The sequence below is a fragment of the Flavobacterium sp. 9 genome, from assembly GCF_002754195.1.
Taxonomy (GTDB): Bacteria; Bacteroidota; Bacteroidia; order Flavobacteriales; family Flavobacteriaceae; genus Flavobacterium.
Window position 1 is genome coordinate 1,312,860 of record NZ_PEEU01000001.1, and the last position, 21,008, is coordinate 1,333,867.

The 21,008-nt window shown below is 32.6% G+C and carries 21 protein-coding genes; 2 read left to right on the forward strand and 19 right to left on the reverse strand.

All coding sequences use genetic code 11. The features are described from left to right. The first annotated feature begins 240 nt into the window (after positions 1-240). Positions 241-1,671: a rubredoxin gene (locus CLU81_RS04635; RefSeq protein ID WP_099712670.1), complete on the forward strand. Its 1,431-nt coding sequence runs from the start codon at positions 241-243 to the stop codon at positions 1,669-1,671. Positions 1,672-1,722: 51 nt separating this feature from the next. Here CLU81_RS04635 and CLU81_RS04640 read toward each other — a convergent pair whose 3' ends face one another. From CLU81_RS04640 to CLU81_RS04650, 3 genes are read right to left on the reverse strand one after another with little or no spacing between them, the layout of a single operon-like run. Continuing rightward, complete coding sequence (locus CLU81_RS04640) at positions 1,723-2,181, reverse strand: MarR family winged helix-turn-helix transcriptional regulator (RefSeq protein ID WP_099708754.1); 459 nt, start codon at positions 2,179-2,181, stop codon at positions 1,723-1,725. Between the two features lie 14 nt (positions 2,182-2,195). Further along, positions 2,196-2,642 carry an EVE domain-containing protein gene (locus tag CLU81_RS04645; protein ID WP_099708755.1) on the reverse strand — a complete coding sequence of 149 codons (447 nt, stop codon included), beginning with the start codon at positions 2,640-2,642 and terminating at the stop codon, positions 2,196-2,198. Then, positions 2,639-3,058 carry an SRPBCC family protein gene (locus CLU81_RS04650; RefSeq protein ID WP_099708756.1) on the reverse strand — a complete coding sequence of 140 codons (420 nt, stop codon included), beginning with the start codon at positions 3,056-3,058 and terminating at the stop codon, positions 2,639-2,641. Before CLU81_RS04650 ends, CLU81_RS04645 begins: the two co-directional genes overlap by 4 nt. 361 nt (positions 3,059-3,419) lie before the next feature. Between CLU81_RS04650 and CLU81_RS04655 the strand changes: the two genes are divergently transcribed. Next, entirely contained in the window at positions 3,420-4,022 is a 603-nt protein-coding gene (locus tag CLU81_RS04655) for a hypothetical protein (RefSeq protein WP_099708757.1), read from the forward strand. Between the two features lie 172 nt (positions 4,023-4,194). Here CLU81_RS04655 and moaA read toward each other — a convergent pair whose 3' ends face one another. From moaA to CLU81_RS04735, 16 genes are all read right to left on the reverse strand, one after another. After that, a complete protein-coding gene (gene moaA, locus CLU81_RS04660; RefSeq protein ID WP_099708758.1) occupies positions 4,195-5,202 on the reverse strand; it encodes a GTP 3',8-cyclase MoaA in 1,008 nt (335 codons plus the stop codon). Beyond that, positions 5,189-6,103 carry a bifunctional molybdenum cofactor biosynthesis protein MoaC/MoaB gene (gene moaCB, locus CLU81_RS04665; RefSeq protein ID WP_099708759.1) on the reverse strand — a complete coding sequence of 305 codons (915 nt, stop codon included), beginning with the start codon at positions 6,101-6,103 and terminating at the stop codon, positions 5,189-5,191. Before moaCB ends, moaA begins: the two co-directional genes overlap by 14 nt. Continuing rightward, positions 6,096-6,533, reverse strand: coding sequence for a molybdenum cofactor biosynthesis protein MoaE (locus CLU81_RS04670; RefSeq protein WP_099708760.1), 438 nt, complete (start codon positions 6,531-6,533; stop codon positions 6,096-6,098). Before CLU81_RS04670 ends, moaCB begins: the two co-directional genes overlap by 8 nt. A 155-nt stretch (positions 6,534-6,688) precedes the next feature. After that, positions 6,689-7,765 (reverse strand): HesA/MoeB/ThiF family protein, encoded by a 1,077-nt coding sequence (moeB, locus tag CLU81_RS04675; RefSeq protein WP_099708761.1) that lies wholly within the window; start codon positions 7,763-7,765, stop codon positions 6,689-6,691. A gap of 11 nt (positions 7,766-7,776) precedes the next feature. After that, entirely contained in the window at positions 7,777-8,013 is a 237-nt protein-coding gene (locus tag CLU81_RS04680; RefSeq protein ID WP_099708762.1) for a MoaD/ThiS family protein, read from the reverse strand. Continuing rightward, positions 8,013-8,804, reverse strand: a complete 792-nt coding sequence (gene cobA / locus CLU81_RS04685) for a uroporphyrinogen-III C-methyltransferase (RefSeq protein WP_099708763.1) — start codon at positions 8,802-8,804, stop codon at positions 8,013-8,015. The genes CLU81_RS04680 and cobA overlap by 1 nt, the downstream gene beginning before the upstream one ends. Before the next feature lie 5 nt (positions 8,805-8,809). After that, positions 8,810-9,382, reverse strand: coding sequence for a molybdenum cofactor guanylyltransferase (locus CLU81_RS04690; protein ID WP_099708764.1), 573 nt, complete (start codon positions 9,380-9,382; stop codon positions 8,810-8,812). 294 nt (positions 9,383-9,676) lie between these two features. Beyond that, a complete protein-coding gene (locus tag CLU81_RS04695) occupies positions 9,677-10,423 on the reverse strand; it encodes a sulfite exporter TauE/SafE family protein (RefSeq protein WP_099708765.1) in 747 nt (248 codons plus the stop codon). A gap of 118 nt (positions 10,424-10,541) precedes the next feature. Beyond that, on the reverse strand, positions 10,542-11,714 hold the full coding sequence (gene glp / locus CLU81_RS04700) for a gephyrin-like molybdotransferase Glp (RefSeq protein WP_099708766.1): 1,173 nt from the start codon (positions 11,712-11,714) through the stop codon (positions 10,542-10,544). A 180-nt stretch (positions 11,715-11,894) separates the two neighbouring features. Next, the gene (locus CLU81_RS04705) at positions 11,895-12,143 is read right to left on the reverse strand and encodes a DUF6755 family protein (RefSeq protein ID WP_099708767.1); all 249 of its coding nucleotides are present in this window, start codon (positions 12,141-12,143) and stop codon (positions 11,895-11,897) included. Between the two features lie 23 nt (positions 12,144-12,166). Beyond that, entirely contained in the window at positions 12,167-12,679 is a 513-nt protein-coding gene (locus CLU81_RS04710) for a ubiquinol-cytochrome c reductase iron-sulfur subunit (protein ID WP_099708768.1), read from the reverse strand. 10 nt (positions 12,680-12,689) lie between these two features. Continuing rightward, positions 12,690-13,259, reverse strand: a complete 570-nt coding sequence (locus tag CLU81_RS04715) for a 4Fe-4S dicluster domain-containing protein (protein WP_099708769.1) — start codon at positions 13,257-13,259, stop codon at positions 12,690-12,692. Between the two features lie 17 nt (positions 13,260-13,276). Then, positions 13,277-15,493 (reverse strand): molybdopterin oxidoreductase family protein, encoded by a 2,217-nt coding sequence (locus CLU81_RS04720; protein WP_099708770.1) that lies wholly within the window; start codon positions 15,491-15,493, stop codon positions 13,277-13,279. 134 nt (positions 15,494-15,627) lie between these two features. Beyond that, positions 15,628-16,680, reverse strand: a complete 1,053-nt coding sequence (locus CLU81_RS04725) for an MFS transporter (protein ID WP_099708771.1) — start codon at positions 16,678-16,680, stop codon at positions 15,628-15,630. A gap of 27 nt (positions 16,681-16,707) precedes the next feature. Beyond that, complete coding sequence (locus CLU81_RS04730; RefSeq protein WP_099708772.1) at positions 16,708-18,300, reverse strand: magnesium transporter MgtE N-terminal domain-containing protein; 1,593 nt, start codon at positions 18,298-18,300, stop codon at positions 16,708-16,710. A gap of 27 nt (positions 18,301-18,327) precedes the next feature. Then, the gene (locus tag CLU81_RS04735; RefSeq protein WP_099708773.1) at positions 18,328-19,803 is read right to left on the reverse strand and encodes a nitrate/nitrite transporter; all 1,476 of its coding nucleotides are present in this window, start codon (positions 19,801-19,803) and stop codon (positions 18,328-18,330) included. Between the last annotated feature and the right edge of the window lie 1,205 nt (positions 19,804-21,008).

A 21,008-nucleotide genomic window follows, 5' to 3' on the forward strand; every position in this document is an offset into this window, starting at 1 on the left:
TTTTTCGCAAAGTTTCGCAAAGCTTTTTTTATTGATACTTAATAAATAGCTAAAGTACGCAAAGCTTTGAGCAAAGATTTAAATGTATGCTTTGTGAACTTTTTCGATAGAAAACAATTTTACATACAGCATATAAACCTTTAAATCTTTGCGAAAAAAACTTTGCAAACTTTGCGGTTAAATCAACACAATCCAACAACCTCAAACCTGAAACAAAATAAACTTGAAACAAATAAACACATGGAATTGACAAGACTAATAGTAAAAGGAGGCGTTATTTCGCCGGGAGAATTACGAGAAGTAGTTAATATCGCTATGGATCAAGGTTTAAATTCAATTTCCTTTGGTTCAAGACAGGATATTATTTTCCCGAAAGGATTAAAAACTATAGACAAAGAAAAAATTGGAAAACATCATTTTGTGTTTCCAAATGAAAAAAGCGGCAATAATATTGTTTCTTCTTATGTTTCTACAGACATTTTCAGAAATACGAACTGGTTAACCGGAAACAAGTTTTTGTACGTTTTAGAGCAGTTTAAAGAACAGCCGAAACTAAAAGTCAATATCAATGATCCAAAGCAGCAACTTGTTCCGTTGTTTACGGGTCATCTCAACTTTATAGCTTCGGAACATGAGGATTATTGGTATTTATACATTCGTTTACCAAAATGGGAACGCATGGAAGTTTATCCCGTTTTAATTTATAGTTGGGATATTGCGAAGCTTTATTACGAAATTGAAAAAATTACAAACGAAGAATCATATGATATCGATGTGCTTTTTAGTTTAGTCAGCGAAACTTTAGATACAAATAACAGAACAATTGACAAACCGCTAAATATTCCGTTTTATCCGTTTCCATATTACGAAGGAATGAACAGAATGGGAATTGATCAATATTGGCTTGGTTTGTATTGGAGAAATAATTTGTACGATTTAGATTTTCTTAGGGAAATGTGTGATTTGTGTTTCGATTGCAAAATTGGCAAAATATGTATCACGCCCTGGAAATCATTTATTATAAAAGGAATCCCAAAAGACCGAAAACTAGAATGGGAAAAGTTTTTAGGAAAAAGAGGAATCAACGTTCGCCATTCTTTATTAGAATTGAATTGGCATTTGCCTGTTGCAATGGAATGGGCTTTGAATCTTAAAACTTTTCTGGTTCGAACGCTTGACCAATTTGATATTAGTACTTATGGATTAACTTTTGGAATATCCGAATACAATCGTGACGGACATTATTTCACTTCAATTGTAGTTGAAAAAAATGAGTTACCAAAAGATCTCGAATCGATAAAAATCAGAGATACTTACAATGTTTTATTTGCGAAGAATTTCGACCCAAATACGCGAGAATATATTGTACACTCACAAGATATTGATAAACTTGAATTACCGACAATCCTGATTGAATTGAGTCGAAAATATTTCGATGAACTCGGAAATTCTATTCCTGATGCTGTAGAAAATTCACAGAAAAAAGAAAAACCTCAACTTGATATTTACCAATGTCAGGAATGTCTAACGCTTTACAATTCTGAATATGGAGATAAAACTCAGGGAATTTCGAAAGGAACTTTATTTACTGATTTACCTGAAACCTTTTGTTGTTCTTTATGTGAATCTCCAAAGAGTAATTTTAAGATTCTTGAAGTTATTGCAAATTAATACTTCGCCTCTACTCAGCCTGACCTTATAATCACGCTGAGTAGAATTGATTTATTTCTGCTCTAATAATGCTATTAAATTTTGGTTTAAATCTTTCGTATTTACTCCCGTAACAGAAAAGAATTTTCGATCAAAATCTTCGACTGTTAAAATTGCTTTCTTAATGATCTCTTTTCCTAAATCAGTAAGTACAACTACTTTTGCTCTTGTATCTGTAGCATGTTCTTGTCTTGTAATGAAGCTTTTTTGCTGCAAAGTTCTCAAAACTGTCGAAGTCGTCATTGGGTCAATTTTCGTATGTGCCGAAAGAATAACTTGTGTAACTTCCTGTTTATGAAGCGTAAGCCAATGTATGCTTGCCATCAATACAAACTGCGAATGCGTTATATTGTGTTCTTCTAAAGCTTTTTTGATCTCGCGTTGCCAAAGATTCGTTACTTGCCACAGCAAAAAACCTGAACTTTCTTCCGATTTTTCAACACTAAAGGTATTATCTTCTGCTTTACTCATTTTTATTTTTTCTGTTACGAATTATCAGTAACGTTTGTTTTAGAAATCATTTTTGAAGTTATAAAGTTAAAATCATTTTCGTTGATTTCAAAGAATCCATAACGAAATGGATATCCCCAGGATTTTTTATTGGGTATAAACTCCAGATTTTCAATTAACGGAAGTATCGAAACTTCATTAGCTTTCATAAATTGAATATTTCGCCTAAAAGGCACAAAATTTTCAGTCATCTGAAAAGCATATACTTCATCACCCACTACTTTTCCTAAAGCTGTAAAACATTGGCATTTTTCATTTCCTTCCATTGTTATTTTAGAAGAATAAATTAAAATATAATCTTCCTTTTGCATTCTCTTCAACGGCCCTTCTTTTCCATGACAAACTTGAATAAATCCGCCATTTATAGCTCTTTGTGCGTGCTCTTTTGATATGGTTGCTATCCAATATTTCTTCGTTCTCATAATTTAGAAGCTGCTTTAATTTGTTCCTGAACATCAATTGGCAAAGCATCGACAATCTTTTTTGCAACTAATTTCACCCAAAGAAAACCTAATAATCCTTTTACGGTTATGATATTCGTAATTTTTAATCCATCAGGAGTTTCTTCAAACAAATGTTCATCATACATTTTGGCTAAAGGAAAATTAGTGACATCCAGAAATCTTTTATTTTCTACAACTTCCAATAATTCAACTTTTACATTCGGTCCGCCTTTTGGTCGTAGTAAAAAATGATTTCCTTTTTCAAAATTGCCTACTAATTTAGCATATTCAATTCCTGTGTCCCAAGTATGCCAATTGTTTACATCTACAAATAAATTCCACATTTGCTCCTTCGTCACCGCTTTTGTTACTACTGAATGAGATTTTGACCACATTTTGTTTTAAATTAAAATTAATAAGTGCAAATATAATATGTGTACTTATAATAATTACTATATTATCTTGTTTTTTTTATTTCCTAGTTAAAATACCAGGAAAACAAGCCCAAATTATAAGTTTAGATCATTTTTTTGTCAGTGGAATTGTTAAGAGATTTTCATTTTAAAATTTTACCTAAAAAACAAAACACTAACAATCAATACTTTAAAGCTTTAAATTAAAGAAAAACTTAACATTGGAATAGGTTTTTATTACTTACATTTACGTAACAACCAGTTAACAATTTCTTAATCTTCAATTGTAACTTCATGGAGATTAATTAAATGCAAAATGTTTTATTAATAAAAATTGTAAGATATGACAAACCCAACAACAGAAAACGGTGCTGAACAAACCGATTTAACGCCACCTGTAGAGTCAATTACTCCAACAGAGCAGCCTGTAAAAAAAACTGCGCCGGTGAAAAGGACTCCTGCCGCAACGGTAAAGAAAACTCCAACGCCTGCAGTAAAAAAGACTCCAACGGCTACAGTAAAAAGTGCTACCACTACTCCAATTAAAAGAACACGAACTGCTCCAGTAAGAAAAGTTACTCCTGCTGCAGTTGAAAAACCTGAAGAAATAACGACTCCAAAAGTTATTATCGAAGAAAAGAAAGTAGAAGGAGCATCAGAAGACGCAACGGAAACAAAAGGAGAAAACACAAAAGATAAATCAACAGATAAAAAGAAGAAAAAAGTGAAAGATAAAGAAAAAGACAAAGCGAAAAAGAAATTAGCAAAGGCAAAAGAAAAAGCTAAAAAAGACAAAAAGAAAGAGAAAGCTAAAAAAGCAAAACAAAAAGCTGCAGCAAAGAAAAAAGACAAAGCAAAAAAAGCGAAAGACAAAGCTAAAGCGAAAAAAATAGCAAAAAAGAAAGCTAAGTCTCAAAAAAAGTCAAAAGCTAAAAAGAAAAAATAATATCAGAAAGGTTTAACTTAATTGTTGAACCTTTTTTTTATACAAAAACTTTTTAGATATGGTTTGTCATTGCGAGGAACGAAGCAACCACCAAACGATGCGCTATCTTTGTCAAAGTTTTAAACTTTGACAAAGATTCCCGAAGATTCTCAAAACGATAACCTCTTCAAACTTACCCACCAATCGCAATCATACTGCGATTATCAAAATGAAGTTTTGGATCATCCATTTCAGAAATACTAACCATTCCGGATCTGATTTTTTTCTTGTTTTTTATAGATTCTGAAATCAAATTTGTGATAGATTCACCGTTTCTAAAAGGTGTTAGTAAATCTGTCTCGGAATGCGAAAAAAGACAATTTTTAATTTTTCCATTTGCCGTCAAGCGGATTCGGTTACAACCATCACAAAACGGATTTGTAATCGAACTGATAATCCCGAAATCTCCTTGAAAGTCTTTTATTTTATAAGTTCTGGCTGTGAAGTTTTTTTCATCTTCCAATTTTTGAATTTTATCCAGTGTAAAAGATTCCTCTATTTTTGATAAGACTTCATTTTGCGATACCATTTTACTTCTGTCCCACTCGTTTCCTGCAAAAGGCATAAACTCTATAAAACGAATTGAAATAGGTAAAAACTGAGTTAATTTAATAAAATCAATTATTTCATTATCATTAAACCCTTTTATTAAAACCACATTTACTTTTACACGAAAATCATTATTGAGAAGTAAATGCATATTATCAATTACTTTCTCAAACTGATTTCTTAGCGTTATAGAATTAAACTTGGAAGCAACTAAAGTATCTAAACTTAAGTTGATTTTTTTAATATTGGATTGCTTCAAAACATCAATATGACGATCAATCAAAATACCATTTGTAGTAATTGAAAGCGAAGTATTTAAAGTCGATAATTTAGATACAATCTCAGGGAAATCCTTTCTTAACAAAGGTTCTCCGCCTGTTAATCTTATTTTATCTACACCATTTTCTACGAAAATTTGGGCCAAATCAAAAATCTCGTCAGCTGTCATTAAACTGGCTTTTGGAGACAATGCGATTCCGTCAGCAGGCATGCAATATGTACAACGCAAATTGCATTTTTCTAACAACGAAATACGCAAATAATTGTGTTTTCGTCCAAAATCATCCGTTAAAATGGTTTTAGATGGCATCATGATTTTTACCTTTTAAAATATGAAAAACATGCATTACATGCGGAAAAACAGCATCCATAGATTCTCTCGCTCCGTTTGTTGATCCTGGCAAAGCCAAAACCAAACTTTTTCCTAATGTTCCTGCAACTGTTCTGGATAACATCGCATACGGCATTCTTTGCTGTCCATAATCCCTAATCACTTCTTCTATTCCAGGAATTCTGCTTTCAAGCAATGGTGCCAAAGCTTCCGGCGTAACATCTCTTGGCGATAATCCCGTTCCTCCGGTAAAAATAATTAGTTGATGCTCTTTGGCGAAAGCTTTTGTTTTTTCCTGAATAATATCAAATTCATCAGGAATAATTTCATAATGCGCCGCTTCAACTCCGTAAGAAGTTAATTTTTCAACTATAATTTTTCCGGAACGATCTTCTTTATCTCCTGCAAAAATTGAATCAGAGCAAACAAAAACTGCTGCTTTTATTACGTTTGGAAATTTATTTTTGAAAGACGATTTCCCACCCTCTTTACTTATTAATTTAATAGTCGAAATTTCAATTTCTTTATCAATTGGTTTCAACATATCATACATCGTCAACGCAACAATTGATGCGCCGTGCATTGCTTCAACCTCAACTCCGGTTTTGTAAACTGTCTTTACATTGAAAATAATCTCAATTGTTAAACCTTCAATTTTATATTCTACCGAAGTAAATTCAATTGGAATGGGATGACAATCCGGAATCGATAAATGGGTATTTTTCACTGCAAATAATCCAGCGGTTTTCGCCATTTCAAGCACATTCCCTTTTGGCACAAGATTATTTACCACAGCATCAATTGTTTCCTGTTTACTAACTTTGACAATTGCCGTTGCTGTTGCGGCTCTTAAAGTGCTTATTTTATGCGTAATATCAACCATTATTGTTTTGTTTCCAGGTGAATGTATCGTTTTCAAACATTTCTTTTCCAAAAATCGGTACATCTGTTTTTATCCAGTTTACGATTGCTTCCGTAGCTTCATAAACTTGTTTACGTCGCGTTGCCGAAACAAATACAAACAAACAAATTTCGCCTGCTTTTACTACGCCTAAACTATGATAAATATGCATGCATGTTAAGTCGAATTTAGCAAAAGCTTTTTCACGAATTGTATGCAAAGCCTCGTTTGCCATATCCGTATATGCCGAATAATCAATCGCAACAACCGTGTTGTCATGAATAACATCAGCACGAACTTGTCCTAAAAAAATATTGTGCGCACCAATCGTGTGTTTTGATTGGTGTTTTGCAATCGATTCTGCAATAAATTCTGAAGAAATTGGTCCTTCTACAAATACATTTTTACTCATTATATTTTATTTTTTACCACAGATTAATTATAAGATAGGTTGCAAATTAGCCCGCAGATCTACACTGATTTTAACAGATTTTCTTTTATCACAAATTTAAATTTAGCAATCCATGCAGATCCGTTTAATCTGTTAAATCTGTGTGCTATATTTGGTCAAACTTTTATTTCTTTTTTTAATAACTGCTTCAACAATAAAGCACCGCCAATAATACTTTTTGTATTTTTAAATTGATGTTTTTGAAGCAATTCAACTGCAATTTTACTTCTGATTCCAGATTGACAGAAAACATAAATTGTTTGATTTTTATCCAATTTTTCAATTTCATTTTCTAAGTTTAAAAGTGGAATCTGAATTACATTCTTGAAATTTATTTTTGGAACTTCATCTTCGTTTCTCACATCCAAAAAAAGAACTTCAACATTATCAATTTCCTTCAAAATTTCATTCACAGAAATTTCTTCTACTTGATTTTTAGCTTCATTATATTTTTCGTCAAAAACTTCTTTATTTATTACAATATCAGTATTCTTTTCGAAATCATATTTTTGCTGATCATTATTTAAAATATTATACACCAATATTTTACCCCTTAAAACTTCTCCTATTTCCAAAATCATTTTGATAACTTCATTGGATTGAAGCATTCCTATAATTCCAACTGAAATCCCAATTACTCCGGCATCTTCACAACTTGCAGATTGTGTATTTTCATCCGGATACAAACATCTGTAAGTTGGTCCGTTTTGATAATTAAAAACCGAAACCTGACCTTGAAATCTAAAAATAGATCCATAAACCATTGGTTTGTTTGTAATTATACAAGCATCATTAATCAAATATTTAATAGCAATATTATCTGTTGCATCAACAATAATATCATAATTTTCGAATAATGAAACCGCATTTTTTGCCGATAATCTTTCAGGAATTGCATGAACTTTCACTAAAGGATTCAATTCAGAAACCATTAATTTAGCTTCATCAGCTTTGTATTTTCCAACTGCTGAACTCTTATAAATTACCTGTCTATGCAAGTTTGAAATCTCAATAACATCATCATCTACAATTCCAATTTCACCAACACCGGCAGCGGCCAAATAAGGCAATATAGCCGAACCTAAACCACCGGCTCCGATAATTAAAACCTTAGCTTTTGTAAGTTTCTGCTGTCCGATTTCTCCAATTTCCGGAAGAATTATTTGTCGATTATAGCGTTCTCCTGTATTCATGAAAATTTATATTATCCTCCTGCAAAAGGTGGTAATAAAGCGACAATATCACTTGTTTGCAACTTATAACCTGTTCCTTTTGGTACTATTTTTTGATTGATCGCCACACTAAATGAAAGTGAATCAAACTGGTATTTCTTTTCTAAATCCTGCAATAATTCCTCCAATGATATATCTGAAAAAGAAACTTTTTCAAACTCGCATTTGGTTTTTTCAGCGACAGCTCCAAAATATTTAATTTCAATCATTATTTTAAATTTAAATTCTGAAAGATAAATTCGTCATCAAAATGCTCCTGAAAATAAGATGTTAATCTTGATGTATTTTTCACCACTTCGCCGATTACAATAATTGCAGGAGACGAAATCTTATTTTCAGACACTAATTTAGCAATTGAACTTATAGTTCCTACTACTTTCTGCTCTGTATTTTTTGTTCCGTTTTGAATAATCGCAATTGGCAAATCATCTTTACGGTTCTCATGATAAATAGCTATAATTTCCTCTAATTTATGCATTCCCATCAAAATAACGACCGTTGCAGCGGATTTTGAGGCTAAATGAACATCTTTAGATAATTCATGATTAGAAGTTGTTCCTGTAATTACCCAAAAACTTTCGGCAATCTGACGTTGTGTCAAACTAATTCCAACCGAAGCCGGAACACCCAAAGCTGATGAAATTCCCGGAACCATTGCAGTTTCTAAATTATATTGTTCTGCATATTCAATTTCTTCACTTCCTCGTCCGAAAATAAAAGGATCTCCACCTTTTAAACGTACAACATGACCATAACGATTTGCCATCGAAACAATCAATTCATTGATCTGATCTTGTGTATAAGCGTGACATCCTAAGCGTTTGCCCACAAAAACAATTTCTGCATTTGTTGCATATTGCAATAGTTCTTCATTAACTAATGCATCATACAAAACTACATCAGCATCTTCAAGCGCTTTTATTGCTTTTAAAGTAATTAGTTCAACATCTCCAGGACCTGCGCCTACAATTGTTAATCTGGGAGTTTTTAAGCTTTTCATAGTTATTAACTTAAATTGATATTCAGATCGTTTAATTCGTCAATCGAATTAATATTGGTCAAATGAAAGTTTTCACTTTCTTCTATTGTGATGATTTGATGCGGAATCTTCGCGATTAAATTCATCATTTTTAAATCATCGTTATCAATTGCGCTTTTGATAACAGATAATAATTTCTTCGAATAAATTCCAATTAAAGGATGCATTCTGCTTTCGGAAGCAAAAACTGTAATTTCAGCTTCGTCATTATGTTTTGAAATTAGTTCTGATAATAATTCGGTTGAAATTAACGGAATATCACAACTAAGAATCAAATTAAACTCGGTTTCAGAATCTGACAAAGCGGTATAAATACCTCCTAACGGACCTTTGTCTGTAACTGTGTCCGGAATTTTATCATAAGGCAGATAATCGTATTCTTTATTTGCCGTTACTAATTTTATTTTATTTGTTATAGGCAAAATAGCCTTAATTATGTGTTCTATAAATGGTTTATTCTGGAACAAAACAAGTCCTTTTTCTGACTGCATTCGGGAACTTTTTCCACCGCAAAGAATAAATACTGTTAGAGTTTCCATGACTTTTTTTTTGTTTCAGATTTTCTTTGTTTCAGGTTAAAATGTATAAAAATTTTACCGCAAAGGGCGCTAAGATTTTATTCATTATTAATTTTTAAAATAAAGTTCGCAAAGCTTAATCAACACAAAGCTTTGCGAACTTTGCTATTTTCAATAAATTATTTTCTGACCTCAATTCCCAAGGTTGAAACCTTGGGCTATATTTTATATAGCATCTTTTAATTCGTTTTTCAAGCATTGCCCGAGGTTTCAACCTTGGGATTTGCATAATTCAATTACATCATTAATTCCAATTTATGGAAAAATCAATTTTATACTTGCCATTAAAATTACTGCTCCTAAAACCATTTTTAATGTTTTGTTAGAGAAATAACCACTTCCGTAAAATCCGCCTAAAACTCCTCCAATAACGGCAATCGGAACTAAATAAAAACTCTCTGTGGGAATTATTTTTCCGCCCAGAAAGAAACCCAACATTCCTGCAAATGAATTCACAAAAATGAATAAACTTGATATTGCAGCCGATTCTTTTATCGAAGCCCATCCTAAAAACAATAAAATAGGACTCAGGATAATTCCTCCGCCAATACCTAACATTCCAGATAATAATCCTATTATAAAACCAATCGCTAATGCAAAAGGTAAGTTTATCTGAACTGCTTCTTTTTCTTTAAAATTAAATACTCCAAATAATCTTAATGCTGCAAAAACCAATACAGCACCCAAAATAATTTTATAAATCGCATTATCTAAAGTCACAAATCCGCCAATAAACGCCGCTGGAACTGATGCAATTGCAAACGGATAAAACAACTTTGGCTTGAAATAATTCATTCGGTAATAAAAGAAAAACGAAATACTCGAAACAAACAAATTAAGCAATAAAGCCGATGGTTTCATTATTGAAATTGGAAATGCAAAAATGGTCATCAACGCTAAATATCCTGATGCTCCGCCGTGCCCAACACTAGAATACAAAAAAGCAATCACGATTAAAGCAAAACTGAATAATAGGATATTTTCGGAACTAAGTAACTGCATTTATTATTTTGTTTTATTTTGTTTCAGGTTTTCTTTGTTTCAGGTTTCAAGTTTATGCTGTATGTTTTAATTTACATACTGCATTTCATATTTCAAATATCTAATTTTCTAATTCTCTTTAATCAATTGGTAATAAAGTTACAAGCTGTCCTTTCTTTAAGGTTTCTGTATCGTTTGGAACAATTAATAAACTGTTTGCAATTGCAAATGTATTTAGCATCGCTGAACTCTGTCCTTCTAGAATTGTCACGTTTGTTTGATCGTATAACGCTTTTAAAAACAATGTCTTTCCGGTTGTATTGGTAAAACCTGAGTTTAATTTTCGAACGATTTTTGGTAAATGAGTATCAGAGAATCCCATTCTGTTTTTGATCGCAGGATAAACGTAAACGTAAAAATTAGTAAGTGACGAAGCTGGGTTTCCAGGTAATGCAAATACTAAAGTTTCTTTTTTAGATCCAAAAAACATTGGTTTTCCGGGTCTCTGATTGATTTTATAAAAAAGCTCTTCTACTCCATTTTCTAATAATGCTTCTTTTACAAAATCATAATCTCCAACAGAAATTCCACCGGAAATTAAAACTATATCATATTTATCTAAAATGTCTTTAAGCGCTTTTTTAGTGGCTTTCAGATTATCTTTTACTTTATAAACTTTTGTCTTTTTAATCCCAATTGTTTGAAGCGCTGCTTCTAACATAACTGAATTACTTTCGTAAATTTTCCCTTTTGGTAATTTTTTTCCGGGCTTTACTAATTCATTTCCTGTTACTAAAATGGCAACTTTTGGCTTTTTATAAACTTCAATTTCTGTAATTCCCAGACAGGCCAAAAATCCAATTGCTGCAGGTGTAATCAAAGTATTAGCTTCAAAGACTACATCTTCTTTCTCTATTTGTTCTCCTTTATTTCGAACATTTGCATATTGCTTAGGCATATTAGTAATCAAAATTGATTTTTCATTTGCCATTACATGTTCCTGCATCACTACAGTATCAGCATTATGAGGTACAAAAGCACCTGTAAAAATACGGACTGTTTCGTTTGGATTCAGTTTTATATCAGAATGATCTCCTGCCTGCGAAACACTAACAATGTCATACTGATGTCTTTCGCTGTGAATAAAAGCATATCCATCCATTGCCGATTGCCGAAATGGCGGCATGTTGATGGGAGAATAAATTGTTTCTGCCAAAATGTGACCCAATGCTTTACGCACCGGTATTTTCTGAATTGGCATGTTTGTGCTATTCTCTGCAATAATTGATAATGCTTGTTCAACTTGGATCATGTTTGCTATTTTATTTACTGCAATAAATACTTATTACAAATATAAGTATTTATACTTAGTTAAAATCATTGATTTTCTAAATTTCTAAAAGATTATAAATTTAAGCTTTATTCTTTAAATTATTTCAGAAAAACCAATCAAATAGCTTTTATAAGTCATTGAAATTATCGAAACTTCAAACTATTTCTTTCTAAAATTTCCGGTTGGCAGGTAATATAGCCATGCAAAACCTATAAAAAACAGAACTGCCGAAGCTATAAATGCGGGTAACAATATTTCTTTGTTATTATCTAATGCATTATTTAGGGAAGCATATAACAACCAAATTTGAATACTTACATTTAATATTAAAATAAATATAAGTGTCGAAAGTATATTGTTCAGCTTATTGGGATTTGCGCGATTTTGACTTCTTCTAAAAGTACTCATATCGATTTATTTTTAGGATTACTCTAACTATCTTTATTTTCAACATGCGCTTTTACATAGACTTTGTTTTCTTTAAAAAACACATCTAATTGTGGTAAAGCTCTAGGTGGCGGTCCTGCAATTACATCGCCAGTCATTGCATCAAATGAACCTTCATGACAAGGACAGTGTATAATTCCGGTTCCAGGTTTATAGAAAACGGAGCAAGATAAATGAGTACATTTTTGCTCATATGCTTTGAAATCACCACTTTCGAGATGTATTAAAATATAAGGTATTGTACTGCCTTCAATTACAAAACCACGGGTTCCTCCTACCGGTACATCTTCTATATTGCAAATAAAATGTTCTCCCTGTACGCCTTCACTTGGCAATAAATAAGCTTTTGCAGCAACAAATCCGCTTCCTACCATTAATCCTCCAGAAACAAAGGTTAAGAATTTGGCAAAATCACGTCGGCTTACCTGAGTAGATTCTTGTTTTTTTATTGGGAAATCTTTTTTCCAGTTTTCATTTAAATTATCTTCTTTTGACATGGATCTAGATTTAATATATTCTTAATTCATTACTGCCTTTAGGCATCATAATATTTACTTTAGTATTGACTGTTTCTTTTCCAAAGATGAATGTATTGACTGGAGAACTATTAGGTCTCATTTCTTCAATTTCAGCTCTTGTTCCGTAAAACAAAGCTCCACTTGGACAAACTGTTGCACACATTGGTTTTTTACCGACACTTGTTCTATCGTAACACATAGTACACTTCATCATCAAATCATATTCTTCCATTTTTTTAGGTACTCCAAATGGACATGCCATAACACAGTTTGAACAACCAATACATCTTTCTGTATTTGCGGTATGAACAACTCCAAATTCATCTTGCGAAATTGCATCTGCAGGGCAAACATTTGCACATACAGGATCTTCGCAATGCATACAAACTTGTACAGTAGTTTGAATTGTTGAAGAACGCTCGACATAGTTTACGCTAATTAGGGATTCCTGTCCGTTAGTTTCACATTCTGCACAAGCCATTTCGCAGGCTTTACAACCAATACAGCGTTGCAGATCTACAAAAAACTCTTCGTTTTTATTAAAATTAGTCAAATTCATAATTTCATTTTTATAGATTATATACTTGCATATGCTTGCGATTCTTTTGATAATGGAGCTATTTCTCCTAACGGATCTAATAAACAGGCACAAACTTTAAATTCCGGAATTTTTGAAATTGGATCTAAAGTTCCCGGTGTCAATTGATTTGCAGATTTGGCTCCAGGCCAATGATACGGTATAAAAACAGTATCTTTTCTAATGGTTTCTACGATATTTGCCGGAAAAATTCCTTCTCCACGTCGTGTTGCAACTCGTACTAATTCATGTTGCTTGATTCCATATTTTAAAGCCATTTCCGGATGAATTTCTAAAAGCGGTTCTGGAAATTGATCTACCAATTTACCAATTCTTCGTGTTTGGGTTCCGCTTAAATATTGAGAAACCACACGACCTGTTGTCAAAATAACAGGATATTCAGCATCGGTAATTTCGCCCGGTAATTTGTAAGGCGCCGGATTAAAGTGTGCTTTTTTATCTGGTGTTGCAAATTTTTTATCTTCCCATAATCGTGGTGTTCCGGGATGATCGTCTGTTGGACATGGCCAAAAAACGCCCATATTATCTTCTACTTTTTTATATGATATTCCAAAATAATCTGCCGTTCCACCTTTTGAAGCTACACGTAACTCATTAAAAATAGCTTCACTACTATCATAAGTAAACTTATCTTCTTCACCTAATCGCTTGGCTATTTCCAGTAAAATAGAAGTATCTGTTCTTGCTTCTCCCGGAGGTGTTACTGCCTGACGAATTCGGATCACGCGACCTTCCGCTGAAGTTGTTGTTCCTTCTTCTTCTTCCTGTAAAGAACCTGCTAAAACAATATCTGCATGACGAGCCGTTTCATTCAAAAAGAAATCAATACAAACGTAAAACTCTAATTTTTCGAGTGCTGATCTTACATAATTATTATTTGGCAATGAAACTAGTGGATTGAAACAAATCGAAATAAGTCCTTTGATTTCATCTCTATGAATAGCCTCTATAATTTCATATGCCGTAAGCCCTTTTCCAGGCATATCTTTTTCATCGATTCCCCAAACTTCAGATATGTATTTTCTGTGTTCCGGATTCTCAATATCTCGGTTTCCAGGCAATTGATCACATTTATGTCCGTGTTCTCTTCCTCCTTGTCCGTTTCCTTGCCCTGTAATTGTTCCGTATCCACAATAAGGTCTACCGATTCTTCCGGTTGCCAGAACAAGATTTATACAACCCAAAACATTATCAACTCCTTTTGAATGGTGTTCAATTCCGCGTGCATGAAGTAGGAAACTAGTTTTAGCTTTTCCCCATAATTCAGCGGCTTCTTTTATTTTATTTTTATCAATACCTGTAATTTCTTCTGCCCATTCAAGGGTATAATCTTTTACAGCATCTATCGTTTCCTGAAAGCCTGATGTATAATTATCAATAAAATCGTGATCCAACATATCGTGATCTACGAGATATTTAAGCATTGCACCATATAATGCAGAATCTGTTCCCGGTCTTACATCTAAATGCACATCGGCAGTTCTTGCTAATGGAATCATTCTTGGATCGATTACAATTAATTTCGCTCCACGATCTCTGGCTTTCCAAATCCAATGTGTTAATGTTGGGAAAGTTTCACTGATATTTGCTCCGGCTACAATGATTACTTCGGCATATTCTAAATCAGAATAATTGTTTGAAGCACGATCTAGTCCAAAAGCTTTTTTGTTTCCGGCTCCTGCACTTACCATACAAAGTCTTCCGTTATAATCCAGATTTCTGGTTTTTAACGCTACTCGGGCAAATTTCCCAACTAAATAACTTTTTTCGTTAGTAAGTGATACTCCTGATAACATTGAAAAAGCATGTTTCCCGTATTTTTCCTGAATTCTTTTTATCTCTGATACCGTTTTATCCATTGCATCATCCCAAGACGTTTTCTCAAAGTCTTTTCCTTCTACTCTTTTTATGGGATGTAAAAGACGATCCGGATGATTATTTTGCAAATAACGCTGAACTCCTTTTGGACACAAACGTCCTTCATTGAAAGGAAATTCCATCCATGGTTCAAAACCAACGACTTTATTATCTTTTACTGATAATTGAATACCACATTGCATTCCGCAAAAACAACAATGTGTTTTTACCAAACTATCTGGCTCATCTCTACCTGCGTAACCATCTTTGGGCGCATAATTTAAATGAGGACCAAAATCTTCAATAATTTTCTCGGTTGATACGGGTAATTTTGCCATTTTCTTTGTTTGTTTTATTTTGTTTCAAGTTTGAAGTTTGAAGTTTCAGGTTATTATAGCTTGTCTATAAACTAAAGTCTATACAAAGTGCAAACTTGAAACCTGAAACAAAAGAAACCTGAAACCATATTTTTTTATCCAAATAACTTTCCGCCGTTCTCTAATCTTGCTTTTAAATGTGCCTGAGCTAAGCGAGATCTTTTTCCTTCGGGACTTAAATCTAAATGTGATGTTCCGTCTTCATGCGTGAAATCAAATCCTAATTGTTTTGTAACAATTTTTAAATCGGCGATATGTAGTTTGGTTGCAAATTCATCGCCTGTATGAGGACAAACTGCCATTCCTTTTTTAATTCCTTCTTGTTTATAAATATGTGCTCCAATCTGTGCGGGACGCTGAATTATGTGAAAAAACTTTCCAAAAGGAATCCATATCAAAAACATAATGACTGTTACGGCATGAATTACGGCTAAGAAATCATATGCAAATCCTTTCATGAACTGATAAGAGTACGTAAGACACAAACCGGTAACTGATATTGCTATCAATAAAATAAGCGGCAATAAATCTCCTTCAAAAGATTGAGTCGCAATTAAACCCGGATTTGTTAATCGCCTTCTTAAATAATAAACAGATCCAATTATTACTAACCATGAAGACCAGTTTAGGGCGTGAAAGATTAGAAATGCTAAGAAAGATCCAATCTTAAAATCCATCATTTTAAACCCAAAGAAATGCGCTTCATAAATCGAAATAGAATCTTGTGCCAATGTAAAATGTATCCAACCAAAGGTTAATGGGATTGTTATGGCAAAAGCTGACATACATCCTAATGCGATACAAAAATGGGCTGCCCAACGGTATTTGCTTCTTGGGTAAATGAACTTTTGAATTACTATATTTTCAACCGATTCTTTTCCTAAAAACCACATATGAGAAAATATTTTTCCCGTAAACAAAAATCTAAGACTTCGTTTGAAATACATCCATGTTGGCGGACGCTGTAACCAAACTGTATAACGATATACAATTCCAAAGAAAGCGAATATTGTCCCAAACAAGTAAGTAACTAACGCTGCATCAAAATTTTGCAGTTGTCTGGATCCGTAAAACACTAACACGATAGTTAATGCCGAAACCAGTGTTGCAACGAGTAAAGCTTTGGTATTAAAAGTTTTATTTTTCATCCTTAATTGAATTTAATGATTACTTTTTTAACTTGGTTTCTCGCAACCTTTACGATTATAGAACCACCAATTGATACCTGTAGCTAATATAGTGAAAACAGCAACACCAATAAAGAATTGATTTACAGTGCCATTAGCAGATAAATTATTTCCGATTAACTTAGAAAATATAAATGGTCCAAATGCTGCAATTGCTGCTGTCCATCCGATAACTCCAGCTGCCTGACGTTGATTTTCGGCAAAAATAATTGGGTATTGTCTAAATGTTCCAGCGTTTCCGATTCCTGTAAAGAAGAACATTGCTAAAATCACTGTTACAAATAGGGGAAATTGATCCATACTTGTTGGTGAAACTAATCCTTCTGTAACTAAAATTATTGATCCTGCTAAAATTCCTAAACCTGTGATTGTAGTTAGTATTGCGCCACCAACTCTATCTGCTACAAAACCAAAAGCAATTCTACTCGCTGATCCTATAAGTGGACCATAAAAAGCATATACTAAAGGATCTGGTGCATTTGGAAAATCACCATATAAAAACTTAATCATCAATGGAAATGCTGCTGATAAACCCGCAAAGGTTCCAAAAGTCATTACATAAGTAATGGTACAATACCAAGTGTGTTTATTAGAAAAAATATCCATTTGCTCTTTTATAGAAGCTTTCATTGGAATACTTTTTAAGTAAAACCAACTTATAAAGGCCAATAATATTAAAAAAGGAGCATACCAAAATGCTGCCGATTGTAAGTAGATTTCCTGGTTTTTAACCGCCGTATTTTCAGGACTGATATCATTTAGTATTTTTTCAGCCATTTTAGGGTTTGCATTTGCAATAGCCTTTGCTTTTGCTTTTACAGGCAATGCAGTAAAAAGAGCGACTTTATCATCTGATTTGATTGATGCACTTACGGAGTCTCTAATAGTTTCACTTACATTTGTCAATATTCTGGCTTGAACCTCAGGTATTAGACCTGAAAAAACTTCTTTTTGTTTTTCGATACTGGCATTTTGAAAAACAACTATTGCTTCTTTATGATCAATACTTGTAAATACTGATGCGGCACCATAGATACTAACACTAATAATAAGTGGAGTAACAAATTGAGCTACTGAAACACCAAAATTTCCGATTCCGGCTTGAATTCCAAGTGCTGTCCCTTTAAGTCTTTTAGGAAAAAACAAACTTGTACTTGGCATATAAGAAGAGAAATCTCCACCACCAAAACCGGTTGTAAAAGCTAACAAAGCAAAAACCCAAAACGGAGTACTTAAATCCATTACTGCGAAACCAATTCCAATTACTGGAATTAATTTAATTGCTGTAGCAAAAGAAACTACATGTCTGGTTCCGAAGATTGGTAATATAAAAGTGTGTATAATTCGTAAAAAACCTGCTGATAGACCCGGAATTGCTGTTAACCAAAAAAGCTGATCTTTGGAAAAATAAAATCCTAATCCTGGTAATTTAACAGCAATAACGCTCATCATAAACCATGAAGCAAAGGATAATATTAATGTTAATGTTGTTATTATTAAAGTTCTCCAGGCAATTTTACTTCCGGCAGCATTCCAAAACTCATCATCTTCGGGCTCCCATTTGTCTAACCAAGTTTTCATATTTGTGTATGTATTAAATTATTTGTTTTAATGATTGTCTTCAATATCTCTGGTGAAGTTGGGTGATTTTGTTCGCATTACATTTATGATTGTTCTATGCATCCAAAGCAAACAAAGAACAGAAATGACGAAAATAAATATCCATGAGCTGGTCCAGAGTCCAGTATAATTAAGTAGATAACCAAAGATGATAGGGCCAACAAATCCGCCCAAACCACCTATTAAACCAACCATTCCTCCTACTACACCAACTTCGTTAGGGAAATATTCAGGTATATGTTTGTAAACCGCAGCTTTACCAATTCCCCATGAAATACCTATAAGGATTACCAAAACTACATATACCCAAAGATTGGCGCTAAACTTGATTTGCGTAATACCCTGAGCTAATAGTTCTTTCTTTTTTACTTGCTGATTTTGCTCGACTACGATTTCCTGCCAGGAATTTTTTACAGGAAAAATTGCTGTGTCATGACTTTCTGAAGTTTCTTTTTTATTGATTTTATGAGGTTTACCATTTACCACTATTTCATTAGCAGAAATCTCAGTAACTACGCCATTTGTACTTGCTAAAACTCCGGGACCTGCTGTCAGAATTTCCATTTTTGGGAACATCAGTAAAAAACTAATTACTATCGAAGAGCCAAGAACCCAATACATTACTTTTCTAGCTCCAAACTTGTCTGATAAATATCCGCCAAAGGCTCTGACAATTCCGGATGGTAAACTGAACATGGTTGCAAACATTCCGCCCATTACCAATGTAGTATGATAGACGTTCATGAAGTTAGGAACCAACCATTGTGAATAAGCTACAAAACATCCAAAGACTAAAAAATAGTAGGTTCCAAATCTCCAAACTCGAATATTTTTAAGAGGAGACAGTAGTTCTTTCATTGTTTTTGAAACTCCGGGATTGGTTTTGTTTTTCGCAAAAACAATAAAAAGTATACCTATAACTACTAATACAGCACCATAAAGAAATGGCAGCATTTTCCATCCGTTTTGTGGATCAGTTTCTGAGAAGTTATTTAATAATGTCGGAGCAGCAAAAGTTGTAATTGCAGCACCTGCATTTCCCATTCCGAAGATACCTAAAGCTCTACCCTGCCAATCTTTGGGATACCAAATAGAAGTATAACCAATACCTACTGCAAAGCTTGTACCTACTAATCCGAAGAAAAAACTTAGTACTGCAAAACTCCAAAAAGAGTTAGCAAAAGGAAGAAGAAAAAGCGGAATTGAACACAGAATTAATAAGATCGAAAATATTACCTTACCTCCATATTTATCTGTCAATATGCCTATTGGAAGTCTAAATATTGAACCTGATAAAATAGGAATTCCAAGCAACCAACCTGTTTCGACAACTGTCCAGTTAAAGATTCCTTTATCAACAAGATATGTTACCAAAACACCATTTAAGGTCCAACAGGCAAAGCAAATAGTGAATGCTAATGTGTTTAAAAATAGAATTCTATGGGATTGAGACAGATTACTCATATAATTTTTTTTAAATATTTAAGATCAATGAGTACTGGTTTCCTCAACTAAAAGCAAAATTATAACGTTAAATTCTTACATAATATGATATATATCATATTAAAGGACATTCTTGTCCTGAATACAAAAAGCAAAATAAAAACCTATATATCAAGCAATTAAAACTAATAGAAATAATTATGTTTTTAAAGGCTTTTACTTTGAAATCTTATCTTGAGAATAATTTCAATCTATAATTTCCAGAAGGTATTTTGAATTCTTTTTTGGCTTATAAAATTCTAATGAGGAATACTATATTCTTTTAAACTTATGAATTTAAAAAAGTTAACACAATAAATGTAAGTAAAATTACCATATTAAACAATTGGAAATTAATTATTTACAAAACAAAACATACATTTCATTTATTTTAGCAGTAACTGACTCTAATTATGAAAGGCAATTATACCTTCAAAATATTGCAATCTGAAAATGCCTGATAAAAAGAAGTATTTTCATTAGATAAAAAATCATAGTTGATCTCACACAACTCTTTTCTCGACGTTTTTAGCTCATTTTCAATATTTTGGAGAAGTATCAAATCATAAAAACCAAGTAAAAAATACTACATTTCAATACTTTTTTATGACTATTTTTTAACATTTTTTTTAATTCAAATAAAAACACAAATAACTGATAGTCAATATGTTAAATACGAAAAAAATCAACTTAAGAATAGCCTTTATCCTGCCTTTTAAAAAAAAACTTATGAAATTTTTGGATTTTATTATATTAAAATTAACTTTGTCTATAGGATTAGTAGAGTTTAAAATCATATTTAAAACATAAAACACTATATTTTGAAAACAACCGCAAGCATATCGTATAACATTCTTCCTAAAAATGATACTTATAACAATTGTTGTTATATGTGCTTCTGTTGCTAAACCTCACAGCAATTTATTCGTTTTTCTGATTTTCCTTTAACAAATTAGATAAAAGCGAATTTCTAAATAAAAATACACCAAAATACCCTTTTACTGAAAAATACAAAAGTCTGTTTTATGCACTATTTGCATCAAAAGGATTCTTGAAACGATACCTATATATTAAAAAAATGACTAATAACTAAAACAAAACTAAAATGAAAAAAATGCAAAGCTGTTGCTGTAAATAAAAAAAGCCATTTCTGCGGCAACAGAAATGGCGAGGCCTAAAGAATATTT

Bases quoted from the DNA above. Each gene is read 5' to 3' on its own strand.
- CLU81_RS04635 (WP_099712670.1), top strand. From the start codon at position 241: ATGGAATTGACAAGACTAATAGTAAAAGGAGGCGTTATTTCGCCGGGA.
- CLU81_RS04640 (WP_099708754.1), bottom strand. From the start codon at position 2,181: ATGAGTAAAGCAGAAGATAATACCTTTAGTGTTGAAAAATCGGAAGAA.
- CLU81_RS04695 (WP_099708765.1), bottom strand. From the start codon at position 10,423: ATGCAGTTACTTAGTTCCGAAAATATCCTATTATTCAGTTTTGCTTTA.
- CLU81_RS04725 (WP_099708771.1), bottom strand. From the start codon at position 16,680: ATGAAAAATAAAACTTTTAATACCAAAGCTTTACTCGTTGCAACACTG.
- moaA (WP_099708758.1), bottom strand. From the start codon at position 5,202: ATGATGCCATCTAAAACCATTTTAACGGATGATTTTGGACGAAAACAC.
- glp (WP_099708766.1), bottom strand. From the start codon at position 11,714: ATGATCCAAGTTGAACAAGCATTATCAATTATTGCAGAGAATAGCACA.
- CLU81_RS04715 (WP_099708769.1), bottom strand. From the start codon at position 13,259: ATGAATTTGACTAATTTTAATAAAAACGAAGAGTTTTTTGTAGATCTG.
- CLU81_RS04710 (WP_099708768.1), bottom strand. From the start codon at position 12,679: ATGTCAAAAGAAGATAATTTAAATGAAAACTGGAAAAAAGATTTCCCA.
- CLU81_RS04680 (WP_099708762.1), bottom strand. From the start codon at position 8,013: ATGATTGAAATTAAATATTTTGGAGCTGTCGCTGAAAAAACCAAATGC.
- moaCB (WP_099708759.1), bottom strand. From the start codon at position 6,103: ATGGTTGATATTACGCATAAAATAAGCACTTTAAGAGCCGCAACAGCA.
- CLU81_RS04705 (WP_099708767.1), bottom strand. From the start codon at position 12,143: ATGAGTACTTTTAGAAGAAGTCAAAATCGCGCAAATCCCAATAAGCTG.
- CLU81_RS04690 (WP_099708764.1), bottom strand. From the start codon at position 9,382: ATGGAAACTCTAACAGTATTTATTCTTTGCGGTGGAAAAAGTTCCCGA.
- CLU81_RS04650 (WP_099708756.1), bottom strand. From the start codon at position 3,058: ATGTGGTCAAAATCTCATTCAGTAGTAACAAAAGCGGTGACGAAGGAG.
- moeB (WP_099708761.1), bottom strand. From the start codon at position 7,765: ATGAATACAGGAGAACGCTATAATCGACAAATAATTCTTCCGGAAATT.
- CLU81_RS04730 (WP_099708772.1), bottom strand. From the start codon at position 18,300: ATGAAAACTTGGTTAGACAAATGGGAGCCCGAAGATGATGAGTTTTGG.
- CLU81_RS04735 (WP_099708773.1), bottom strand. From the start codon at position 19,803: ATGAGTAATCTGTCTCAATCCCATAGAATTCTATTTTTAAACACATTA.
- CLU81_RS04645 (WP_099708755.1), bottom strand. From the start codon at position 2,642: ATGAGAACGAAGAAATATTGGATAGCAACCATATCAAAAGAGCACGCA.
- CLU81_RS04655 (WP_099708757.1), top strand. From the start codon at position 3,420: ATGACAAACCCAACAACAGAAAACGGTGCTGAACAAACCGATTTAACG.
- CLU81_RS04670 (WP_099708760.1), bottom strand. From the start codon at position 6,533: ATGAGTAAAAATGTATTTGTAGAAGGACCAATTTCTTCAGAATTTATT.
- cobA (WP_099708763.1), bottom strand. From the start codon at position 8,804: ATGAAAAGCTTAAAAACTCCCAGATTAACAATTGTAGGCGCAGGTCCT.
- CLU81_RS04720 (WP_099708770.1), bottom strand. From the start codon at position 15,493: ATGGCAAAATTACCCGTATCAACCGAGAAAATTATTGAAGATTTTGGT.